We start from the raw sequence: 14,720 nt of genomic DNA, 5'->3' as shown, positions 1-14,720 counted from the left end.
GGTGGGCCCCGGTGGGACCTTCAAGGTCCGAGACAAAGACAAGGGGGCCCGCATGCGAATTAACGTTCTGGGGTCTTTGGACGCCGAGCTGAGGGGCGTGTCGATCCTGCCCACGGCAGCGAAACCGCGCCAGATCCTGACCCTGCTAGCCATCTACGCCAACCAGGTCCTGCCGGTCTCCGCGCTGATGGAGGAGATCTGGGGCGACAACCCGCCGCGCAGCGCGCTGACCACGCTGCAGACCTACATCCTCCAGCTCCGGCGCTGCATGGAGACCGCGCTGGGCGGCGAGCCCGGCGGCTCCAAGGAGCTGCTGCTGACCCGGCACGGGGGCTACCTGCTGCACACCGAGCCGGGCAACGTCGACGTGCACGAGCACGACCGGCTCGCCACCCTCGGCCAGCGCGCCTTCGACCGGGGCGAGCACGAGCAGGCCGCCGAGCTGTTCGGGCGGGCCCTCGGCCTGTGGCGCGGCCCGGCCCTGGTCGACGTGCGTACCGGCCCGCTGCTGGAGATCGAGGCCATGCGGCTGGAGGAGAGCCGGCTCGGGGTGCTCGAGCGGCGGATCGACGTCGAGCTGCGGCTCGGCCGGCACGCCGGGCTGCTCACCGAGCTCACCGCGCTGACCGCCCGGCACCCGCTGCACGAGGGGCTGCACGCGCAGTCCATGGTGGCCTTCTATCGGGCCGGGCGGCCCTCGGCGGCGCTCGACGCCTTCCAGAACCTGCGCACCCACCTCGTGGAGGAGCTGGGCATCGAGCCCTCGCAGCGGCTGCAGCACCTGCAGCGGGCCGTGCTCGGCAGCGACCCGGCGCTGGACGTCGACGCCGGGACCGGGCGGGTGCTCGACCGCTTCACCGGGTGACCGGGGACGGGGGAGTCGTGCGAGCGCTGTTCTCCGCGGGCTCCGGCACGTCGTCCCTGCTGCGCATGGTGCTGCTGGCCAGGGCGCTGCACACGGCCGGCCACGAGGTCCGCGTCTGCTGTCCGGCCCGGCTGCGCGATCGCGTGACCCGGGCCGGACTGGTCCCCGGGCCGGCCGACCCGTGGCAGTTCAGTCAGGCCTGGGGGCCCGACCTGGTCGTCCACGATCCGTTGAGCCCCGGCTCGACCGCCCTGGCGGCCGCGTCCGGGGTGCCCACCATCGGCTATCTCCCGTACGACCGGCCGCCGCTGCTGCCCCGGCCGACCGTCTGGATCGACCCGTGTCCGCCGCCGCTGCGGGACGAGCCCGAGCCGGACGCGTGGCGGGTGCGGTGCGACGCGTACGAGGCGCCGGGCCGATTTGCCGACGAGCCGTCGTTCGGCCCGCGCGTCTGCATCACCGGGATGCCGACCGGCGGCCGCCCCGAGGACGAGCCCCGGGCGCGGCTGTTCCGCCGGGTGGCCGAGGGCGTCGAAAGCCTCGGTCTCGAGCTGGTCGTGCTGAGCGGCGACGACCATCCGTGGAGCCGGGCGCTGTCCGGCAGTGTCGTCGTCGTGCACGGCGGCGACGAGGGGGTGGTCTACGCGGCCGCCCGGTCCGGCGTCTCCCAGCTGGTGCTGCCGGCCGGGGAGCCGGAGCGGCGGGCCGGGGAGCGCCTTGAGCGGGCCGGCATCGGCCGCTGCCTGACCGCGGACGAGCTGGGCGACGACCCCAGCATGCTGCGGCTCCGCTTCTACATCGCCGAGCTGGTCAACGGCGGCCGGATGCTTCCCGCGGCCGTTCAGCTCGGCCGCTCGATCGCCGGCCTGCCCGGCCCGGCCGACCTCGTGCCGGCCATCACGACGCTGACGCGCTGAGGGGAAAGACGGGCCCGCACCGTCCGGGGGACGTCCGGTGCGGGCCCGTCGGTCTGCGCCGGTCAGCGGGGCCCGCCGGGGTCGCTCGGGGTCAGCTTCGGGGGCGCTGTCCAGGCCAGGCCGGCCGACTCGTACGAGGTGGCGGGGCCGGCCCACGGGTCCTCGCCGTGGATGTCGAGCACCTGCTCGCGCAGCCACTGGTCGAACGGGTGCGTCGACTCCGCCCAGCGCTTGCGGGTGCGATCCGGGTCCACCGTCTCGAAGTGCACGATGACGTGGTCCTGGTCGGGCCGCGGGTCGACCCGCAGCACCTCGTGGGTGATGCCGAGCCGGCGCCGGGAGGCCTCGTACTCGCGCCGGCGCGGCCCCTGCAGCTCGGCGCTGAGCTGTCGCCAGGCCGTGGGCTTGCCGTTACGCAGCGGCACCGTGCGGGTGACCGACCGGGTGCCCTCGACGGTGCGCCGGCCGCCCTTGCGGGGAGCCAGCATCCGCAGGCCGAGCGCGGCGAACATGTTGGAGGAGACGCCGTGCTCCCAGCGCTCGGCGATCCGGCCTTGCTCGTCGAACCGCCAGATGACGATGCCGACGGAGAGCAGCGTCCGGCCGGTGGGCGCGATGCCGAGCAGCTCGCCCAGGTGGGTGCCCCGCCACGTGTTGTGGATGACGACCATGTCGTCGTGGGCGCTGATGTCCTCGATGGTGACGTGGAAGTCGGGGAAGGCCTCGCGCAGCCCGGCGATGGTGTATTTCACGCCCTCGGCGCCCTCGGGCGCGCCCGGCAGGCCCGCGTGGTCGACGATGTCCGGCCGGTAGAGCTCGTCCACGAGCGACTCGTCGCCCCGGTTGACGAACTCGGCGAAGACCCGCTTGATGGTGGCCTTGTTGCGCTCCTGGGCGTTCGTGACGGTCACAACTGCGCTCCTCTCAACGGGGCCGGCGCGAACCGGGTGCCGTAGGCGACGTGCTCCTTCTCGGCCATCTGGAAGGTGCGCGGCCACATCAGCTTCATCACCCGGTCGCGCAGCCAGACGGCGGCCGGGTTCTGCAGGGCGCCCATCGCGCCGATCCGGTGCGCCAGCAGCTGCATGGGCGCGGTGCGCTGCTGCCGCTCGGCCTCGTAGGCGCGCAACGCCGTGGCGATCCCGGCGCCGGGCGTGGCCAGGTGCTCGGCCAGCACGATCGCGTCCTCGATGGCCAGGCAGGCGCCCTGCCCGATGTTGAAGCTGACGGCGTGCGCGGAGTCGCCGAGCAGGGTGACGCGGCCCTGGCCCCAGACGGGGTCGGGCTTGCGGTCCAGCACGTCGCCGCGCAGGATGCTCCCCGGGTCGGTGGCGTCGAGGATCTGCCGTACGGGATCGGTCCAGCCGGCGTGCCGGGCCCGCAGCATGTCGAGGGTCTGCTCGGGCGTGCCCTCGTCGCGGCCGCCGGCCGGGCCGTTGGCGACGCTCATCCAGTGCACGACGCCGGGGGCGATGTCGTAGTACGTGAAGCGGGTGCCCGGCCCGAACAGCGCCTGGAAGCTGCCGGGCGCGAACTCCTCGGGGCTCAGCTTGGCGTGCCCGCGCCAGGCGATGTAGCCGGTGTAGTCGGGCGGCTGCGGGCCGAGCAGCTGGGAGCGTACGGCCGAGCGCACCCCGTCGGCGCCGATCAGCACGTCGCCCTCCTCGGTGGTGCCGTCGGCGAAGTGCAGGCTGACCCCGTCCGCGTGCTCGGTGTAGCCGGTGACCTCGGCGCCGGTGACGATCGGGACGGTCACCGCGTCGCGCAGGATGCCGTGCAGGTCGGAGCGGCCGATGGCGACGGTCGGCTGGCCGTAGCGCTCGACGAACTCGCCCACCGGGTAGGTGCCGATGACCCGGCCGGTCGAGGTGGCGAAGTGGCACACGGTCTGCGCCGGCGCGATCGCGTTGACCCGGTCGGCGACGCCGAGGGCGGCCAGCGCGAGCATGCCGTTGGTCCAGATGTGCAGGCCGGCGCCGCCGTCGCGCAGCTGCTCGGCGCGCTCGAAGACGACCGAGTCGATGCCCCGCTGCTGCAGGGCCAGGGCGGTGGCGATGCCGCCGAGCCCGCCGCCGGCGATGAGCACCCGGCGGACGGGGGGAGGCGTTGGTGCGGACATGGCGTTCTCCCGGGGTAGGGGCGGAGGGGTCAGCGGTTCAGGGCGGCCATCTCGGCGTCGGGGTATCGGTTTCCGGCCGTGACGCCGTACGGGGCGATCGAGTCGATCGCGGCCAGCACGTCGGGGGAGAGCGTCAGGTCGCTCGCGGAGACGTTCTCCTCGAGGTAGCGGCGGCGCTTGGTGCCGGGGATGGCCACCACGTCCTCGCCGCGGGAGAGCACCCAGGCCAGCGCGAGGCGGCTGACGGTGGTGCCGGTGACGGCGGCGAGATCGCTCAGCTGGTCGACGACGGGCAGGTTCTGGCGGATGTTCTCGTCCTTGAACCGGGGGGCGATGCGGCGGAAGTCGATGCCCTCGGGGATGTCGGAGGTGTCGCGGATCGTGCCGGTCAGGAACCCGCGGCCGAGCGGGCTGTAGGCCACGAACCCGATGCCCAGCTCGCGCACGGTCTCGAGCACGCCGTTGACCTCGACGTCCCGAGTGAACAGCGAATACTCGGTCTGCACGGCGGTCAGTGGGTGCACCGCGTGGGCGCGCCGGATGGTCGCCGGTCCCGCCTCGCTGATGCCCAGGTGCCGCACGAGCCCGGCCTGCACGAGCTCGGCCAGCGCGCCGAAGGTCTCCTCCACCTCGACTTCGGGGTCGACCCGGTGCAGGTAGTAGAGGTCGAGGTGGTCGGTGCCGAGCCGGCGCAGGGTGCCCTCGATCGACCGGCGGATGTAGTCGGGGCGCCCGTTGACCCGCCACGTCAGCTTGCCGTCGACGACCTCGTTGCCCACCTTGGAGGCCAGGACGACCCGGTCGCGACGCCCGGCCACGGCCCGCCCGATCAGCTCCTCGTTGGTGTAGGGGCCGTACATGTCGGCGGTGTCGAGCAGGGTGACGCCGAGCTCCAGGGCCCGGTCGATGGTGGCCCGGGCCTCGGTCGCGTCGGCCTCGCCGTACCCGAACGTCATGCCCATGCAGCCGAGGCCCTGTTCCGAGACGTCCAGCCCGGTCTTGCCCAGCGTGCGGATGTCGATTGCCATGTCCTACTCCTGAAAGTGGTCGGGAAGCGGGGCCTGCCAGGTCAGCGAGAGCCCGGTGTAGACGTAGCGGCTGGCCTCGATGCCGAGCAGGACGATCCGGTCGCCGGGCCGGATGCGGCCCGAGGTCCAGCCCGCGTCGAGCGACAGCGGCACGGCCGCCGATCCGGTGGCGCCCACGTCGGCCAGGTTCTCCACGATCCGGCCGTCGAGCGCCCGGTTGTCCTCGGGGGACAGCCCGGCCGCCTCGAACTCGTCGGAGAAGTAGTCGGCGTTGCCCTCGGGCAGCACGATCGCGTCGAACTCGCCGAGTGCGCGGCCGTCCTTGCGGGCCATCTCCTGGATCGCGCGGACGAACACCTGCGGGCTGAACGTGGAGGTGCCGGTGACGTCGATCTTCATCTGGATCAGCTGGCGGCGGCGCAGCTGCTCGGCCTGCGGCACGTCGGTGCCGCCGCCGATGATCTCCATGCCGGGCTTGCGCAGGCCGCCCACGCAGGCGTTGACGTAGGCGAACTCGTCGGGCGCGGATCCGGCCGGCTCGGCCCGCAGCACCACGGCGCCCGCACCGTCACCGAACGTGTAGAGCGTGAGCCGGTCCCGCATCCGTACGCGGGCCGGGTCCTTGCCGAGGAAGAGCGGGGCCAGCAGCGGCGAGGCGACGTCGCTGCCCACCACGAGGGCGGTGCGCGCGGTCCCGTCGGCCAGCTGCCGCCGGGCCAGGTCGAGCGCCTGCACCCAGCCCGCGCAGGCCCCGCGGAGCTCGATCGCGGCCACGCTCTCCAGGCCCAGGTAGGCCTGCAGCGTGGTGGCCACGTTGGGGATCGTGTACTCCGGCGTCGCCGTGCACACCACGATCAGGTCGACCTCGCCGACCTCCACCCCGGCCCGCTCGAGCGCCTGCCGGGAGGCCCGCTCGGCCAGCCGGCTGTTGTTGATCAGGTGCTCGCCGGTGACCGGGTCGATCATCCAGTGCCGGGTCTTGACCTGGATGCCCTCGAGCACGTCGTCCGGCAGCGGCCCGACGTATTTCTCCAGCGTCGCGTTGTCGAGGGGATCGCCGGGCAGACAACTGCCGGTGGAGAGAATCTTGACGTCGTACGCGGTGGTCATCGTCCGGACTCCGTTCTCGGGAAGGGGGCGAGCACGAGCGAGGTGTGGGTGCCGCCGAGCGACGAGCTGTTGATCAGGACCGGGCCGGGTGTCCCGCCCGCTTGCCAGCCACCGACGGCGAGCACCGCCGACAGGTGGGCGCCGGCGCCGATCGGCTCGCCGAGCACCCGCTTCGGGGTCTCGACCCGCACCCGGCCGGCGCCGAAGACCCGGGCCAGGGCGGCCTCCTCGGGCCGGTCGGCGGGGGCCAGGCCGGCCGCGTTGGCCCAGACGGCCGCGATGTCGTCCGGCCCGAGCCCGGCGGCCCGCAGGGCCTCGCGCATGGCGCGTTCCACGCCTTCGCCGGCCGGGTCCCAGCGGCCGATGCCGCGGGCGTCCGACGCTGTCGCGTGGCCCAGGAGCACCGCGTGGATCGGGGCGCCGCGCCGCTCGGCGCTCGACCGGCGCTCCAGCACGAGCGCCAGGCCGGCCTCGGCCAGCGTGTACCGGCGCCCGGCGGCCGAGCCGAACAGCGGGATACTGCGGTAGGCGTCGAGCATGGCCGGGGAGAGCGCCTCCACCGCGGGCACCAGCAGGCGCTCGGCCCGCCCGGCCCGCAGCAGGTCGTACGCGACGGCCAGGGCGGCCGCGCCGGCCGCGTGCCCGGACGTCAGCGTCGACGTGGGGCCCTTGGTGCCCAGCGCCATGGCGACCTGGCCCGCCGCGCCGTTGAACACGGTGGCCGGGAAGACGGCCGGGTTGGCCGAGCGCGCACCCGCCGCCAGCACCGGGGCGGTGAACCGTTCGCTGCTCTCCATCGGCCCGATCCCGGTGCCGAGCACCACGCCGGTCGCGGCGACGGCCTCCGCGTCGTCGTCCGGGCCCGCGGAGCTCAGGGCGGCCCGGCACACGGCGATGGCGAGCTGCGAGATCGTGTCCATCCGGCGGCGGGCCCGGGCGGTGCCGGCGGCCGAGCGGTCGAACTCGAGCCTCGCCAGGCGCAGGCCGTCCTCCGGGGCGCCCTGCCGCTGTCCCGCCGCGTACGCCGCCCAGAGCGCCTCGGCTCCCTCGCCGGCCGAGGTGATGGCGCCGAACCCGGTCACCACGATGTCGTCCGGGCCCGCGGCCGGGGCCGGTGCGCCGGGACCGCCGGGGCGGGCGAAGGCGATGCTGGCGTTGGCCCCGGCGAACCCGAAGTTGTTGGACAGCGCGACGTCCAGCACCATCGGGCGGCCCACGCCGGCCACCGGGTCGAGCCCGCACTGCGGGTCCGGCTCGGTGAAGGACGCGGTGGGCGGGGCCACCTGGTCGCGCAGGGCCAGCACCGTGACGATGCCCTCGACCGCGCCGGCCGCGCCCAGCAGGTGACCGATCATCGACTTGGTGCTGGACAGCGCCGTCTTCTCGGCCGCGTCGCCCAGCGCGGTCCGCACCGCGTTGCTCTCGGCCGAGTCGTTCTTCGGCGTGCCGGTGCCGTGCCCGTTGACGTACCGGACGTCGTCGGGGGTCAGGCCCGAGGAGGACAGGGCCGCGCGGATGGCCCGGGCCGCGCCCTCGCCCTCGGGGTGCGGCGCCGTCTCGTGGAAGCCGTCGGCGGACAGGCCGTAGCCCAGCATCTCGGCGACGACCGGGGCGCCGGTGCGCTCGGCCGCGGCCTGCGACAGCAGCAGGAGCATCCCGCTGCCCTCGCCCAGGTTGAGGCCCGCGCGGTCCTTGGCGTACGGGGTCGCGGGCTCCGGGGAGAGCGACCACAGGCTGCTGAACCCGGCGAACGCCGACTCGGTGAAGGCGTCGCTGCCGCCCACGAGCATCGCGTCGGCCCGGCCCGTGCGGATCACGTCGAGGGCGTGGGCGAGCGCGTGCGCGCTGGAGGCGCAGGCCGTGTTGACGCTGAGCACCGGGCCCTTGAGCCCGAACGCGGCCGACAGGGCCTCCGCGCCGGCCTGGGGCGGCACGTACGTGTAGCGGTGCCAGTCGGGCGTCCCGCCGTCCTGCACCTCGCGCAGGGCGAGCTCGGCGCTGCGCCAGCCCGCGTGGCAGGTGCCGTACGAGACGCCCCAGCGCTCGGCCGGGATGTCGATCCCGACCCGCAGGCCCGCGCCCGCCATGGCCTCCTCGGCGGCGGCCAGCGCGTAGTCGAGCGAGGTGTCCCGGGCCGCGGAGCCGGGAGCGTAGTCGTAACCGGGCCGGCGGGGCTCGGTGACCTCGCCGCCCAAAGTGGTCTGGTACTGGTCCATGGGGAAGCGGCGCACGGGCGCGACGGCCACCTGCCCCGCCCGCACCCCGGCCCACAACGCCTCGGCCGAGCCGCCGAGGGGGCTGATGGCCCCCACGGCGGCGATGACGACGCCGTTCATGAGGGCCGGGCCAGGGTCAGCGCCACGGCCTGCCCCTCGATGCCCCGGGCCAGCGCCATCGCGTGCGCCGGCCGGGCCTCCCGGGCGCCGCCGCGCACGTGGTCCAGGGCGCACACCGGGTCGGGGTGGTCGAGGTTGAGCGTCGCGGGCAGCACGCCGTGGTGCAGGGCCAGCGCGGCCACCGCGGCGTTGAGCGCGCCGCCGCCGCCGACGAGGTGACCGGTCTGCGGCTTGGGCGTGCTGACCGGCACCGACCGCACGTCGTCGCCCAGCGCGGCCCGCAGGGCGATGCTCTCGCCGGCGTCCCCGAGCCGGGTCCCGGCGCCGTCCGACGCGATGTAGCCGAGGTCGCCCGCGTTCAGCCGGGCGTCCTGCAGCGAGCGCCGCACCGCGCGGGCCAGGCCGCGGCCCTCGGGGTCGGCCGCCGGGGGCGTACGGGCGTCGTGCCCGGCGCCGTAGCCGGTCAGCTCGGCGTAGATGCGGGCGCCGCGGCGCAGGGCGGCCTGCTTCTCCTCCAGCACCAGCAGCGCGGCGCCCTCGCCGGGCAGCCCGCCGCTGCGGTCGCGGTCGTAGGGCCGGTACGCCGCCTGGCCGCGCTCGTTCTCGGTGGTCAGGATGCCGAGCGAGTCCAGCAGCGTCATCGACCACCAGCTGGTGGCGTCGTCGTAGCCGCCCGCGAGCGCCACGTCGGCGTCCCCCCGGCGTACGGCCCGCATGGCCCGGCCGATCGCGGTGGCGCCCGCGTCCGCGTAGCCCGCGAAGAACGAGCTGGAGCCGCGGATGCCGTACGTCTGCGAGATGTTGAAGACCGCACCCGCGGGCAGGCCCTCGACGAAGAACAGCGGCGGCATGATGGTGGCGCCGTGCCGGGCCAGGTGGGCCAGGTCGGCCGAGCCGTCCGGGCGGCGGATGACCTTGAGCTCGTCGATCAGCTGCTCCATGCGGCCGAGCGACTTGTTGCCGCCGAGATAGAGCCCGGCCCGGTGCCCCAGCTCGTCGCCGCCGGCCTGGTTGTGCGGCAGGCCGGCATCATCGAGGGCGAGCCGGGCCGCGGCTTGCGCCAGGCGGTCGCCGCGGTTGATGGTGCGCAGCTGGCGCTTGGTGGCGAACCGGGTGGCGTCGAACTCGGCGATCTCGCCGCCGAGCCGGGTCTGCAGCGGCGCCGGGTCGTAGGCCCGGATCGTGCCGATCCCGGACTCGCCGGCCACCAGCGCCTTCCAGTTGGCCTCGGGACCCTCGCCCAGCGTGGTCAGCAGGCCGATGCCGCTGACGACGACCTGGCGCCCGCCGTCGGTCCGTGAGTTCGTCATCGCTCCTCCTCGTAACGACCCACGACCAGCCCGACATTGGTGCCGCCGAAGGCGAACGCGTTGATGAGGGCGTGCCGCACGTCCTTCTCGCGCGCCTGGTTCGCGACGTAGTCGAGACCGAGCCGGCGGTCGGGCGTCTCCTGGTTGATGGTCGGCGGCACCAGCCCGTGGTTGATCGCCCCGATCGCGGTCAGCAGGCTCAGCGAGGCGGCCGCCGCGGTGAGGTGGCCGGCCATCGACTTGGGCGAGCTGATCAGCACCCGCTCGGCGTGGTCGCCGAACACCTTCTTGATCGCGGTGGTCTCCGACAGGTCGTTGCCCGGGGTGCTGGTGCCGTGGGCCACGATGTAGTCGATGTCGGCCGGCTCGAGCCCGGCGTCGGCGATCGCCCCCTGCATCGACTCGATGGCCCCGCTGCCGTCGGGCGGCGAGTCAGTCATCCGCCAGGCGTTCAGGCTCGTGCTGTAGCCCAGGATCTCGGCGAGGATCGTGGCCCCGCGCTCGCGGGCCGCCTCGAGCTCCTCCAGCACGAGGACGACGCCGCCCTCGCCCAGCACGAACCCGGTGCGGTCGCCGTCGAAGGGGCGGCTGGCCCGCTGCGGGTCGTCGTTGAAGTCCTTGGTCAGCGCGCCCAGCAGGTTGAAGCAGACCACGTCGAGCCAGGTCGTCAGCGCGTCGTAGCCGCCCGCCAGCATCAGCGTCGCGTCGCCCTCCTGCAGCAGCCGGAAGGCCTCGCCGACGGCGTGCCCGGAGCTGGAGCAGGCCGTGGACAGGCCCAGCATCGGGCCGGTCGCGTCGAGCATCCGGGCCATCGTCGCGGCGGCGATGTTCTGGCTGTAGGCCAGCGCGTCCGACGGCGGATAGGGGGTGAACGCGTCGGCCCGGCCGGTCTCGTCGCGCAGCGCGCCCACGTCGACCAGCCACTGCAGGTCGGGCCGGTCCACGCAGCCGCCCATGGCCACGCCCACGTCGGCGCCGTCGTACGTCTGCTTGTCGACACCCGCGTCGCGCAGCGCCTCCCACGCCGCGCCGACGCCGAAGGTGCCCGGCCGCAGCAGGTGCCGCAGGCCGACCGAACCGGGCACCACCTCGGCGAGGTCGAAGTCCTTGACCTCGCCGGCGATGGTCACCTCGAATCCGGTGGTGTCGATGGAGGTCAGCTGACCGACTCCGCTGCGCCCCTCGGTCAGCGCCTGCCACGTGCTCGGCGCGTCGTTGCCCAGCGGCGTGACGGCGCCCACGCCGGTGACGACCACCCTGCGGTTCATCGCGGCGCCTCCGTCCGCAGCCTCTGCCGGCCGTCAAACCTCATGCCGATCGTCTCCTTCTGCCAGGTCCGGGTAGCGGGTTGATGCGCCGGGCAGGCACACCATGACGGCGTGGGCCACGGCGATACCGGCGCTGTGGCTCACGGAGATCTCGATGTGGTGCATGCCGAACGACCGGGCGACCGCCTCGACCTCGCCGTACAGGTGCACCCGGGGACGTCCGTTGCGGTCGTTGACCACCTCGATGTCCGTCCACTCCATCCGGGGGCCCATGCCGGTGCCGAAGCTCTTGAGCACGGCCTCCTTGGCGGCCCAGCGCCCGGCCAGGTGCTCGCCGGCCCGCCGGTGCCGATAGCAGTAGGCCAGCTCGCGCGGCGTGAAGACCCGTTCCTGCAGCCCGGGGACCGAGGTCATCAGCTCCTCGACCCGGGCCACGTCGGCCACATCGATGCCGGTACGCACCTGCGGCGGCGGGGCGGGGCGGTCCGGCGACCGCCCCGCGCCCTGCTCACGCTGCGGCTGTGGCGAGGGCGGCACGCTGAGTCACCAAATCCGTCAGGTTCTGGACGGTGAACAGGGTGAGCACCTCGTCCGCCGTGAGCTTGCCGGACAGTTCCTCCACATCGATCTGCGGCAGCGACTTCTTGAGCTGGGCCAGGCCGACCTCGTTGATGATGTCGTTCTCGTCGGCGAACTCCTCGTCGGGAATGCCGCCCTGCAGCAGCTCGGCCATGTCCGCGACCTTGATCTTCACGTCCGCCGCCTTCTCGATGCGGAACAGGACGTCGAGCAGGTCGATCGACTCGGCGTCGAGGTCGCCCAGCAGCGTGGCCTCGGGAACGACCTCCTCGAGATCGATGCCCAGCGCGTCGGCGACCGCCTCCTGGACGATGGCGCCGAAGTCTTTCCCCTCGTACGACATGTGCTCTTACCCTTCGTGAGAACTGCGGTGATGGATGGGGTGGTCAGGAGGCCAGGGCGGGCTGCCACTGGTCCGGCGCCAGCGCGCCGTAGATCGCCGTCAGCCGGCGCGGGTCGCCGGTCGAGCGGATCCGCACCTCGCCGAGGGTCCGGCGGGCCAGCCCGCTGAGCACCCGGCCGGGGCCGATCTCGGTGTAGGCGCCCACCGGGTGCCGGGCCGCCGTGCGCAGCACCTCGACCCAGCGGACGGGCCCGGTGAGCTGACGCCGCAGCAGTTCCCGGGCTTCTTCCCCCGAGCGGACGTACGTGCCGGTGACCGAGCTGATCACCGGCAGGACGGGGTCGGCGAACGGCTGGGCCGCCAGCGCCGCGGTGAACTCCTCCTCGACCGCGTTCATCAGCGAGCAGTGGAAGGGCGCGCTCACGTCCAGCGGCACGACCCGGTCGGCGCCGGCCTCCAGCGCGGCCTTGCCGGCCTGCTCGACGGCGTGGGCGTGGCCCGAGATGACGGTCTGCAGCGGCTCGTTGTAGTTCGCGATCTGCACCAGGCCGGCGTCCCCGGCCCCGCCGCAGGCCGCCACCACCTGGTCGGCGGGCAGCCCCACGACGGCCGCCATCGCGCCGGGCACCTCGCGGGCCACCTCGCCCATCAGCCGGCCGCGCAGCCGCACCAGCTCCAGGGCCGACTCCAGGGTCAGCACCTCGGCCGCGACCAGGGCCGGATATTCGCCGAGGCTGTGGCCCGTGGTCGCGGCCGGCCGGTAGCCCGCCGACTGCAGCAGGTGCCACACGGCGAGGCTGGTCGTGGCGATCGCGGGCTGGGTGATCTCGGTGCGGCCGAGCTCCTCGGCGCTGCCGCTCACGCAGATCCGCGACAGCGGCAGGCCCAGGATCTCGTCGGCGCGGGCGAACAACCGCCGGGCCGAGGGGTAGGCCTTGATCAGGTATTCGGCCATGCCGGCTCGCTGGGAGCCCTGCCCGGGAAACATGGCCAGGCAGCCGGTGGGCGTGCCGAGGCTGACGGAGCCGTTCCGACTGGTCATCAGGTGTTCCTTCCGTATCTCCGGGTGGGGGTGTGGCGCCGGGCGAGCGGGGCCGGCGCGGGGCGGGTCCACGTGACCCGGGCGCCCCAGCCGAGTCCGGTCGCCGGCGCGGGCCGGTCGGTGGCCCGGCGCACCGTGGTGAGCAGGATCAGCAGGGCGGTCAGTTCGTCCGGGGGCGGGTTCACAGCGGCTCGTTGCCGTGTTTGCGCAGGGGTTCGCGGACCCGCTTGGTGCGCAGCATGTCCAGCGACTTGATCAGCGTCCGCCGGGTGTCGGCGGGGTCGATGACGTCGTCGACGTGCCCGTGGCGGGCCGCGGCGAAGGGGTTGGTGACCTGCTCGGCGGTCACGGCCATCCGGTTGGAGGGCCAGGCGAACGACAGGTCGGCGCCGATCGACTTGGAGTCCATGACGATGTACGCGGCGCCGAACGCCTTGCGCAGCACCACCTGCACGCGCGGCACCGTCGCCTCGCAGTACGCGTACAACAGCTTCGCGCCGCGCCGGATGATCGCGTTGTGCTCCTGGTCGGTGCCGGGCATGAACCCCGGCACGTCCACGAGCGTCACGAGCGGGATGTTGAAGGCGTCGCACGTGCGGACGAACCGGGCCGCCTTCTCGGCCGAGTCGATGTCGAGCACCCCGGCCATGGCGGCGGGCTGGTTGCCGACGACGCCCACCGGGTGGCCGTCCAGGCGGGCCAGGACGCAGACGATGTTGGTGGCCCAGTTCTCCTGGACCTCCAGGTAGTCGCCGTCGTCGACGACGTGGTCGATGACCGTCCGGATGTCGTACGGGGTCCGGTCGTCCACCGGCACCAGGCGCAGCAGCTCCTCGCAGCGGCGGTCCGGCGCGTCCAGGGGCCGGCGGTGCGGCGGCGGCTCGGCGTTGTTCGACGGCAGGTAGGACAGCAACTCCCGGACGCCGGAGAAGCAGGACTCCTCGTCCGGGGTCACGAAGCTGGCCACGCCGGTGCGGGTGCCGTGGGTGTAGGCGCCACCGAGCTCCTCCGGCGTGACCTTCTCGCCGGTCACCGCGTGGACCACGTCGGGGCCGGTGATGAACATGGTGGCCATGCCCTCGACCATGAACGTGAAGTCGGTCAGCGCCGGGGAGTAGACCGCGCCGCCCGCGCAGGAGCCGAGCACGACGCTGATCTGCGGCACCACGCCCGACGCGCGGACGTTGCGGGCGAAGAGCTTGCCAAAGCCGGCCAGCGCGTCGAGCCCCTCCTGGATGCGGGCGCCGCCACCGTCGTTGAGACCGATGACCGGGGTGCCGACCGAGTCGGCGAAGTCCAGCAGCTGGTGGATCTTCGCGGCGAACGTGGCACCCAGCGCGCCGCCGCGCACCCGGGCGTCGTGGGCGAAGACGAAGACCTTGCGGCCGTCGATCTCGCCCCAGCCCGTGATGACGCCGTCGCCCTCGGGCCGCGGGTCGGCCGGGCCGAGGCCCGCCGCCGGGTGCTCGGCGAACGTGCCGAGCTCGGTGAACGTGCCCTGGTCGAGCAGCTTGTCGATGCGCTGGCGGGCCAGCAGCTTGCCCTGCGCGAGGTGGTGGGCGTCGGCCTCCGGATCGTGCCCGAAGTGGGCCGCCGACCGGCGGACGGAGAGCTCGTCGGCCAGGTCCGCCATCGTGCGGTCCGGCACCGTCGCCGGCGGCGTCTCGGCGTTGGTCTCGCCGAGCCCCGCCAACACGGCCTGGGGAGCGTCCGGAAGAGCCATCGAGATTCCTCTCTGTCCTGCCCTGTCGCTGCGGGGCCCTGGAAATACAGTGGGACACCGCGGTGGGCGGGGGACTGGAG

The 14,720-nt window shown here is 73.9% G+C and carries 14 protein-coding genes; 2 read left to right on the top strand and 12 right to left on the bottom strand.

The genetic code is table 11. The features are described from left to right. Positions 1-52: 52 nt before the first annotated feature. Both JKJ07_RS03730 and JKJ07_RS03725 read left to right on the top strand, forming a co-directional pair. Positions 53-865: an AfsR/SARP family transcriptional regulator gene (locus JKJ07_RS03730; protein WP_236028224.1), complete on the top strand. Its 813-nt coding sequence runs from the start codon at positions 53-55 to the stop codon at positions 863-865. A gap of 17 nt (positions 866-882) precedes the next feature. Further along, on the top strand, positions 883-1,782 hold the full coding sequence (locus JKJ07_RS03725; RefSeq protein ID WP_202989768.1) for a glycosyltransferase: 900 nt from the start codon (positions 883-885) through the stop codon (positions 1,780-1,782). 62 nt (positions 1,783-1,844) lie between these two features. Here JKJ07_RS03725 and JKJ07_RS03720 read toward each other — a convergent pair whose 3' ends face one another. From JKJ07_RS03720 to JKJ07_RS03665, 12 genes are read right to left on the bottom strand one after another with little or no spacing between them, the layout of a single operon-like run. Then, on the bottom strand, positions 1,845-2,693 hold the full coding sequence (locus JKJ07_RS03720) for an ester cyclase (RefSeq protein ID WP_202989767.1): 849 nt from the start codon (positions 2,691-2,693) through the stop codon (positions 1,845-1,847). Then, positions 2,690-3,901: an FAD-dependent oxidoreductase gene (locus JKJ07_RS03715; RefSeq protein ID WP_202989766.1), complete on the bottom strand. Its 1,212-nt coding sequence runs from the start codon at positions 3,899-3,901 to the stop codon at positions 2,690-2,692. The genes JKJ07_RS03720 and JKJ07_RS03715 overlap by 4 nt, the downstream gene beginning before the upstream one ends. A gap of 29 nt (positions 3,902-3,930) precedes the next feature. Continuing rightward, positions 3,931-4,929, bottom strand: a complete 999-nt coding sequence (locus tag JKJ07_RS03710) for an aldo/keto reductase (protein ID WP_202989765.1) — start codon at positions 4,927-4,929, stop codon at positions 3,931-3,933. Between the two features lie 3 nt (positions 4,930-4,932). Further along, the gene (locus JKJ07_RS03705; RefSeq protein WP_202989764.1) at positions 4,933-6,039 is read right to left on the bottom strand and encodes a 3-oxoacyl-ACP synthase III family protein; all 1,107 of its coding nucleotides are present in this window, start codon (positions 6,037-6,039) and stop codon (positions 4,933-4,935) included. Beyond that, positions 6,036-8,375 (bottom strand): beta-ketoacyl-[acyl-carrier-protein] synthase family protein, encoded by a 2,340-nt coding sequence (locus tag JKJ07_RS03700; protein WP_202989763.1) that lies wholly within the window; start codon positions 8,373-8,375, stop codon positions 6,036-6,038. The genes JKJ07_RS03705 and JKJ07_RS03700 overlap by 4 nt, the downstream gene beginning before the upstream one ends. Next, a complete protein-coding gene (locus JKJ07_RS03695) occupies positions 8,372-9,685 on the bottom strand; it encodes a beta-ketoacyl-[acyl-carrier-protein] synthase family protein (protein ID WP_202989762.1) in 1,314 nt (437 codons plus the stop codon). The genes JKJ07_RS03700 and JKJ07_RS03695 overlap by 4 nt, the downstream gene beginning before the upstream one ends. After that, positions 9,682-10,953, bottom strand: coding sequence for a beta-ketoacyl-[acyl-carrier-protein] synthase family protein (locus JKJ07_RS03690; RefSeq protein ID WP_202989761.1), 1,272 nt, complete (start codon positions 10,951-10,953; stop codon positions 9,682-9,684). Before JKJ07_RS03690 ends, JKJ07_RS03695 begins: the two co-directional genes overlap by 4 nt. Before the next feature lie 33 nt (positions 10,954-10,986). After that, the gene (gene acpS, locus JKJ07_RS03685; RefSeq protein WP_202989760.1) at positions 10,987-11,490 is read right to left on the bottom strand and encodes a holo-ACP synthase; all 504 of its coding nucleotides are present in this window, start codon (positions 11,488-11,490) and stop codon (positions 10,987-10,989) included. After that, positions 11,462-11,875: an acyl carrier protein gene (locus tag JKJ07_RS03680; RefSeq protein WP_202989759.1), complete on the bottom strand. Its 414-nt coding sequence runs from the start codon at positions 11,873-11,875 to the stop codon at positions 11,462-11,464. The genes acpS and JKJ07_RS03680 overlap by 29 nt, the downstream gene beginning before the upstream one ends. A gap of 43 nt (positions 11,876-11,918) precedes the next feature. After that, positions 11,919-12,917, bottom strand: a complete 999-nt coding sequence (gene fabD / locus JKJ07_RS03675; protein ID WP_202989758.1) for an ACP S-malonyltransferase — start codon at positions 12,915-12,917, stop codon at positions 11,919-11,921. Continuing rightward, positions 12,917-13,102: a hypothetical protein gene (locus tag JKJ07_RS03670; protein ID WP_202989757.1), complete on the bottom strand. Its 186-nt coding sequence runs from the start codon at positions 13,100-13,102 to the stop codon at positions 12,917-12,919. The genes fabD and JKJ07_RS03670 overlap by 1 nt, the downstream gene beginning before the upstream one ends. Next, positions 13,099-14,550 carry an acyl-CoA carboxylase subunit beta gene (locus JKJ07_RS03665; RefSeq protein ID WP_202989962.1) on the bottom strand — a complete coding sequence of 484 codons (1,452 nt, stop codon included), beginning with the start codon at positions 14,548-14,550 and terminating at the stop codon, positions 13,099-13,101. Before JKJ07_RS03665 ends, JKJ07_RS03670 begins: the two co-directional genes overlap by 4 nt. Positions 14,551-14,720: the final 170 nt, after the last annotated feature.

The organism is Paractinoplanes lichenicola (assembly GCF_016785085.1).
GTDB lineage: Bacteria > Actinomycetota > Actinomycetes > Mycobacteriales > Micromonosporaceae > Actinoplanes > Actinoplanes lichenicola.
This window is presented reverse-complemented; position numbering and strand designations above follow the sequence as displayed.